This window comes from Paraburkholderia sp. XV, from assembly GCF_020177535.1.
GTDB classification, from domain to species: domain Bacteria; phylum Pseudomonadota; class Gammaproteobacteria; order Burkholderiales; family Burkholderiaceae; genus Paraburkholderia; species Paraburkholderia caribensis.
This window is the reverse complement of record NZ_JAGUUD010000075.1, coordinates 37,954-44,664: the sequence shown is the minus strand read 5'-3', so window position 1 is coordinate 44,664 and position 6,711 is coordinate 37,954. Positions and strand designations below refer to the sequence as shown.

6 protein-coding genes are annotated in these 6,711 nt (G+C 63.9%); 2 read left to right on the top strand and 4 right to left on the bottom strand.

The genetic code is table 11. From position 1 onward, the window contains the following. Nucleotides 1-272 precede the first annotated feature (272 nt). From glcF to glcD, 3 genes are read right to left on the bottom strand one after another with little or no spacing between them, the layout of a single operon-like run. The gene (gene glcF / locus KFO72_RS28365) at nt 273-1,505 is read right to left on the bottom strand and encodes a glycolate oxidase subunit GlcF (protein ID WP_062918253.1); all 1,233 of its coding nucleotides are present in this window, start codon (nt 1,503-1,505) and stop codon (nt 273-275) included. A 13-nt stretch (nt 1,506-1,518) separates the two neighbouring features. Further along, nucleotides 1,519-2,586, bottom strand: a complete 1,068-nt coding sequence (gene glcE / locus KFO72_RS28360) for a glycolate oxidase subunit GlcE (RefSeq protein WP_054930913.1) — start codon at nt 2,584-2,586, stop codon at nt 1,519-1,521. Further along, the gene (gene glcD / locus KFO72_RS28355; RefSeq protein ID WP_054930912.1) at nt 2,586-4,085 is read right to left on the bottom strand and encodes a glycolate oxidase subunit GlcD; all 1,500 of its coding nucleotides are present in this window, start codon (nt 4,083-4,085) and stop codon (nt 2,586-2,588) included. The genes glcE and glcD overlap by 1 nt, the downstream gene beginning before the upstream one ends. Before the next feature lie 223 nt (nt 4,086-4,308). Here glcD and glcC point away from each other — a divergent pair, with 223 nt between their 5' ends. Beyond that, the gene (gene glcC, locus KFO72_RS28350; protein WP_054930918.1) at nt 4,309-5,085 is read left to right on the top strand and encodes a transcriptional regulator GlcC; all 777 of its coding nucleotides are present in this window, start codon (nt 4,309-4,311) and stop codon (nt 5,083-5,085) included. 131 nt (nt 5,086-5,216) lie between these two features. Here glcC and KFO72_RS28345 read toward each other — a convergent pair whose 3' ends face one another. Continuing rightward, nucleotides 5,217-5,645 carry a hypothetical protein gene (locus tag KFO72_RS28345; protein ID WP_054930911.1) on the bottom strand — a complete coding sequence of 143 codons (429 nt, stop codon included), beginning with the start codon at nt 5,643-5,645 and terminating at the stop codon, nt 5,217-5,219. A 183-nt stretch (nt 5,646-5,828) separates the two neighbouring features. Between KFO72_RS28345 and KFO72_RS28340 the strand changes: the two genes are divergently transcribed. Next, the gene (locus KFO72_RS28340) at nt 5,829-6,692 is read left to right on the top strand and encodes a 3-hydroxybutyryl-CoA dehydrogenase (protein ID WP_054930910.1); all 864 of its coding nucleotides are present in this window, start codon (nt 5,829-5,831) and stop codon (nt 6,690-6,692) included. Nucleotides 6,693-6,711: the final 19 nt, after the last annotated feature.

Genomic DNA, 6,711 nt, shown 5'->3' with positions numbered 1-6,711 from the left:
TAACGCATCGCGGATGCCAGCGCAAAGGCAAGCGCACAGGGGCGACGCGTGAAGCTAGATAACGCATCGCGGATGCCGGCGCAAAGGCAAGCGCACAGGGGCGACGCGTGAAGCACGCTAACGCATCGCGGATGCCAGCGCACAGGGGCGACGTGTGAAGCACGCTAACGTAACGCGGATGCGAGCGAAAAGGCAAGCGCACAAGGGACGCCGCGTGAAGCACGCTAACAAATCGGATGCCAGCGCAAAAAAGCGCACCCCAAAACCTACCCTTACACTCCCAACCCTTCCTCGACCAACTCAATCCAGTGCCGCACCTGTGTCTTCCCAGCCCCGTCGAGATGCATCTGGCAACCAATATTCGCAGTAGCGATAACATCCGGCCTGCCACTCTCAAGCGCCAGCATCTTGTTATCCCGCAACTTCTGCGCGAGCTCAGGCTGCGTAATCGAATACGTCCCCGCCGAGCCGCAGCAAAGATGCCCATCGGGCACAGCAGCAAGATCGAACCCTAACCGCGCAAGCACACTCTCCACCGCGCCGCCGAGCTTCTGCGCATGCTGCAACGTGCAAGGGCAATGAAACGCGACCCGCTTCGCGACGGCATCATCAGCGGGCCGCAATGCATCGAGCGGCTCCGCACCCAGCACCTCGACGAGATCGCGCGCCAGCGCACTCACCCTCGCGGCCTTCGCCGCATAAAGCGGATCATTACGCAACAGATGCCCATATTCCTTCACGAACGCGCCACAGCCGCTCGCCGTCTGCACGACCGCTTCGGCGCCGGCTTCGATTGCCGGCCACCACGCATCGATATTGCGCCGCGCCCGATCCAGCCCTGCGTCCTGCGCATTCAGATGATAGTCAGTCGCCCCACAGCACCCGGCTTCGCGAACGGACACCACGCTAATCCCCAGCCGATCGAGCACGCGCGCCGCAGCCGCATTCGTATTCGGCGACAACGAAGTCTGCACGCAACCTTCGAGCATCAACACGCGACGCGCATGACGCAACGCGGGACGCGCTTTCGCAGGCACGGCGGCACGCGCCGGAATCTTCGCCTGCACGCCGGCAGGCAACAATGGCCGCAAAGCGCGCCCCGTCTTCAGCAAGGCATCGAACACAGCAGGCCGCGGAATCACCGTCCGCAGGCCCTTGCGCGCCAGCCGCTCGCCGACGGGCCGCTCCACACGCCGTTCGAGCTCGGCGCGCCCGATATCGAGCAGCCGGTGATACGTCACGCCCGACGGACACGTCGTTTCGCAATTGCGGCACGTCAGACACCGGTCCAGATGCAGTTGCGTCCTGTCGCTGACAGGTTCGCCTTCGAGCAACTGCTTGATCAGATAGATACGCCCACGCGGTCCGTCGAGTTCATTACCGAGCAGTTGATACGTCGGACACGTCGCATTGCAGAAACCGCAATGCACACACGAGCGCAGGATGCTTTCCGCTTCGGCTGCATCGGGCAGGGTCTTCGCGTGAGAGTCGAGATTCGTTTGCATGATCGCGCTCGCTTCAGAGATCGGCGTACAGTCGGCCAGGGTTCAGCACGCCACTCGGATCGAGGCGGCGTTTCAATTGATGCTGATAGCGCAGCAGCGGCGCGGCGAGCGGCTGGAACGGCTCGCGATCGGGCGACGGCGTGAAGCAGGTCGCGTGACCGCCCGCCGCATGCGCGAGCCGACGGATGTCGGCGGCGGGCGCATCGCTCTTGAGCCAGCGCTGCGCACCCGCCCAGTCGAGCAGCACATCGCCGGGCAACGGCATCAACGGCGTCGCATTCGGCAGCGATAGACGCCACAACGGACGCGTGTCCGCGAAGAACGGAAGCCGATGATCGCGCAGCGCATCCCAGAACGCGCAGTCGATTTCTTCTCCGCCGATCCGGTCCACGGCCGACTTCACCGATCCGCTTCCGCCTTCGAGCCGCACCTGCAGCCTGCCATCGGCATAACATGCGCCGCTCACAGGCAGCGCGGCCTTGCGCCATGCCGACAGCTCGCGCATCGCGTCATCGGCGCCGACCGTGAGCGCGAAGCTGCGGCGCGCGCGCGGTTTCGGCAGCACTTTCAACGACACCTCCGTCAACACGCCGAGCGAGCCGAAACTGCCCGCGAGCAGACGCGACATGTCATAGCCCGCGACGTTCTTCATCACCTGACCGCCAAAGCGCAGATGATCGCCGTCGCCCGTGATCACGCGGCAGCCGAGCACGAAGTCGCGCATCGATCCCGCCCACGGCCGGCGCGGTCCCGAAAGGCCAGCCGCGACGGCGCCGCCGAGCGTGCCCTTGCCGTCGAAAAGCGGCGGCTCGCACGGCAGCATCTGATCGGCGTCGTCGAGCACGGCGTTCAGTTCGACGAGCGGCGTGCCGGCGCGCGCGGTGATCACCAGTTCGGTCGGGTCGTATGCAACGACGCCGCGATGCGAGCGCGTGTCGAGTTCTTCGCCTTGCACGTCGCGGCCCAGAAAACGCTTGCTGTCGCCGCCGCGAATGCGCAACGGCGTGTGCTGGGCGACGGCGCGCTGCACTTGCGCGACGAGACGCGCGCTATCGTCCATCGAATCGAATTCGCGTCTCATCAGAAGCGCTCCAGCTCGGGAAACGGCAGCTTGCCGTGATGTATATGCATCGCGCCGTGTTCGGCGCAGCGATGCAGCGTGGGAACGTTTTTGCCGGGATTGAGCAGACCGTCAGGGTCGAAAGCGGCCTTCAGCGAATGGAACAGCGTGAGTTCCGCGCTGCTGAACTGCACGCACATCTGGTTGATCTTCTCCCGTCCAACGCCGTGTTCGCCCGTGATGCTGCCGCCCACTTCGACACACAGTTCGAGAATCTTCGCGCCGAGCGTTTCGGCGCGCTCCATTTCTCCAGGTGCGTTGGCGTCGAACAGAATCAGCGGATGCATGTTGCCGTCGCCTGCATGAAATACGTTCGCGACTCGCAGACCATATTCGTTCGAGAGTTCGGCGATGTCGCGCAATACGCGTGCGAGTTGGCGGCGCGGAATCGTGCCGTCCATGCAGTAGTAATCCGGCGAGATGCGGCCCACGGCGGGGAATGCATTCTTGCGGCCCGCCCAGAAGCGTTGCCGTTCGGCTTCGTCCCGAGCGATGCGAATATCGGTTGCGCCTGCTTCACGCAGCAATGCACCGACGCAATCGCAATCTTCCTGCACATCGGATTCCGCGCCGTCGAGTTCGCACAGCAGGATCGCTTGCGCATCGACGGGATAGCCCGCGTGGATGAAGTCTTCGGCGGCGCGGATCGCGAGGTTGTCCATCATTTCGAGGCCGCCCGGAATCACGCCCGCGCCGATGATCCGCGCGACGGCAGCGCCCGCCTTTTCAACATCGTCGAAACTCGCGAGCAGCACCTTCGCGCTTTGCGGTTTGGTCAGCAGCTTGACCGTGACTTCCGTGACGATGCCGAGCATGCCTTCGGAACCCGTCAGCAGCGCGAGCAGATCGAAGCCGGGCGAGTCGAGCGCTTCGGAGCCTATCGTCAGACGCTCGCCGTCGATGGTCAGCACTTCGAGCTTCAGGATGTTGTGCACGGTCAGGCCGTATTTCAGGCAGTGCACGCCGCCCGCGTTCTCTGCGACATTGCCACCGATCGAGCAGGCAATCTGCGACGAAGGGTCGGGCGCGTAGTAAAGACCGTGAATCGCGGCCGCCTGTGAGATCGCGAGATTGCGCACGCCCGGCTGCACGCGCGCAATCGATGCCTCGGGGTCGATCTGCAAGATGCGGTTGAAGCGCGCCATCACGAGCAGGATGCCCTGTTCGAGCGGCAGCGCGCCGCCCGACAGACCCGTGCCCGCGCCGCGCGCGATGACGGGCACCTTGCGCGCGGCCGCGAATCTCAACAGCGCCTGCACCTGCTCGATCGAATCGGGCAGCGCGACCATCATCGGCGTGGTGCGATATGCGGCGAGACCGTCGCACTCGAACGGGCGCAGATCTTCCTTGTCGTGCAGCAGCTGCATCGAGGGCACGAGACGCTGCAGCTCGGCAACCAGCGCGGCCTTGTCATGCGACGGGAGTGGTCCGTCGATCCGTTCGTCGTAGGCGTAGCTCATGGGGTGTCTCCGCCGGCGCACATGATGTGTCATGCGCCGCTTATCCGTGTTGCCGCCGATTGTTCCCGTTTCGTCTAGCGCTGTCGATGGACACGGCAGGTGGTCGTACCAGTTTTTTGGTTTCCGCGAGACCACGCATAGCGCGCGGAACTGGGCGCGGAAAGGAGATTGGCGCTATCATGAGCGACATCCAGAACCTGTTTTACAAGTGGTCATACCAGTGATTTCAGAGCCGGAAAATCCCGCCAGACAGTCCGATCGCAAGATCGCCGACGTGGTCGCCGAGCGCATCGAAAGGCTGATCGTCGACGGCGTGCTGAGGTCGGGGCAGGCGCTGCCATCGGAGCGTCGCCTGACGGACAAGCTCGGCGTATCGAGAACGGCCTTGCGCGAAGGGCTGAAGCTGCTGCGCGCACGGGGCATCATCGAAACCGCGCAGGGCAAGGGTTCGTTCGTCGCGAACCTGACTGCGCAGCCGCCGCAATCGCCGTTGATGCATCTGCTCGCGTCTCAGCCGCGCACGCTTTACGATCTGTTCGAAGTGCGCGGCATGCTCGAAGCCGAGTCGGCGCGTCTGGCCGCGTTGCGCGGCACGCCCGCCGATTACATGATGATCACGCGCCGCTACGAGGAAATGCTCGCCGCGCACCATGCCGAAACCGATCCGGCCACGCATGCGCGCCTCGACCATGCGTTTCATCTCGCGATCTGCGAGGCGTCGCACAACCCGGTGCTCGTGCATACGCTGCGCTCGCTGACGGAGCTGCTGCTGAGTTCGGTGTTTGCGTCCGTGAATAATCTCTATCACCGGCAGCCGCATCGCAAGCGAATCGACAGGCAGCATGCGCGGCTTTACAACGCGGTGACGGGCAAACTGCCCGAGCAGGCCTACCGGGCCGCGGCGGATCACATCGACGGCGTGCGCGAAAGCCTGCAGGAAATCGAACAGGAAGAGCAGCGGTTGGTGCGGGCGACGCTCAGGCTCGAAGGATGGAAATAAGGCGCTTCGCTTCGGCGCTTTTTTGCTTGCGCAAAAACGCAACTACCAGTCTGCCACGCTCCGGTCTCCGACCACGCCTTCGGCGGCAACTTCGCTTCGCAAGAGAAGGGCTGAGCGTACCGCGGTAAGCGCTACTGGGCCTTTTTCGTCCGCGCCGAGGACTTCATCTCGACGACATCGGGCGACCGCTTGCGCTTGCCGGGCAGCACGCCCATGCGCGGGTCGCGCTCGCGTGCAAGCGCGACCATCTCATGCGCAACCGTTTCGAACTCGGGATGGGTCTGCGACACATACAGCCACTTGCCGAGCACCGGATGCGGCGCGAGCGCAGGGAAGTCATCGAGCAACCCCGCTTGCCGGTCATGCGACGTGCACACCACCAGCCCGTTCCACGGTTCGTCGCCGCTTGCCACCGCGAGATACAGCAGGCCATCGAGATACGCCGCCTGAAAGTTGAAGAACCGTTCCCGCGAGTATTCCGGATCGCGTTCGAGAGGCTCGAAAATCCATACGAGCGGGTTCTCCCGCTTGCGCTTCGGGTTCAGTTCGACGGGCTGCATGACGGGGCCTTCAATGAAATTCTTCCGATGATATATCCAGCGGCCGTGTCCGGCAGGCGGACCGTGCGACAGGTTGCCACCCGTTTTTCACACGTCATTGCGCGAGAAACAGGTATCGTATCGTCCATGGTGCAGTGCAGCGCATCGATATGACTCAGCGCAAATCAGGAGAAAGGAGCAGCAATGGCAAACAAGATCGAAACAATCGGCATCGTCGGCGCGGGCACGATGGGCAACGGCATCGCGCAGGTATCGGCGGTGGCGGGGCTGAAGGTCGTGCTGATCGACGTGACGGACGCCGCGCTCGAAAAGGGCATGGGGGCGCTCACGTCCAGTCTCGCGAAGCTCGTCGAGAAGGGCAAGATCGAAGCGGCGGCGCGCGATGCGGCGCTCACGCGCATCGAGACTTCGACCGACTATCAGCGTCTGTCAGGCGTCGACCTCGTCGTCGAAGCGGCGACCGAAAACGCCGAACTGAAAATTCGCATCCTGCGGCAGATCGAATCCGTGGTGAGCGGCGAGACGATCATCGCGTCCAACACGTCGTCCATTTCGATCACCGCGCTCGCTGCGACGCTCGGCAAAGCGGAACGCTTCGTCGGCATGCACTTCTTTAACCCGGTGCCGTTGCTGCCGCTCGTCGAAGTGATTCGCGGCGTGCAGACCAGCGACGAGACGGCTGCCGCCGTGCGCGAACTGACCGGGCGCCTCGGCAAGACGCCCGTCAGCGTGAAGAATGCGCCCGGCTTCGTGGTGAACCGCATTCTCGTGCCGATGATCAACGAGGCGTTCTTCGTTCTGGCGGAAGGCATTGCGTCGGCGGAAGAGATCGACGCGGGCATGCGGCTCGGCGCGAACCATCCGATCGGCCCGCTCGCGCTCGCGGACCTGATCGGGCTGGACGTGTGCCTTTCCGTGATGGACGTGTTCCTGAAGGATTTCGGCGACTCGAAATACCGCGCGTGTCCGCTGTTGCGCGAACTCGTGGCGGCGGGCCGTCTGGGCCGCAAGACGGGGCACGGCGTGTATCGCTACGATCCGAAGTAATCGGTCGCGCGTTGAGTTT

Coding starts and splice junctions, on each gene's coding strand:
- glcF (WP_062918253.1), bottom strand. CDS start 1,505: ATGCAAACGAATCTCGACTCTCACGCGAAGACCCTGCCCGATGCAGCC.
- glcE (WP_054930913.1), bottom strand. CDS start 2,586: ATGAGACGCGAATTCGATTCGATGGACGATAGCGCGCGTCTCGTCGCG.
- glcD (WP_054930912.1), bottom strand. CDS start 4,085: ATGAGCTACGCCTACGACGAACGGATCGACGGACCACTCCCGTCGCAT.
- KFO72_RS28345 (WP_054930911.1), bottom strand. CDS start 5,645: ATGCAGCCCGTCGAACTGAACCCGAAGCGCAAGCGGGAGAACCCGCTC.
- KFO72_RS28340 (WP_054930910.1), top strand. CDS start 5,829: ATGGCAAACAAGATCGAAACAATCGGCATCGTCGGCGCGGGCACGATG.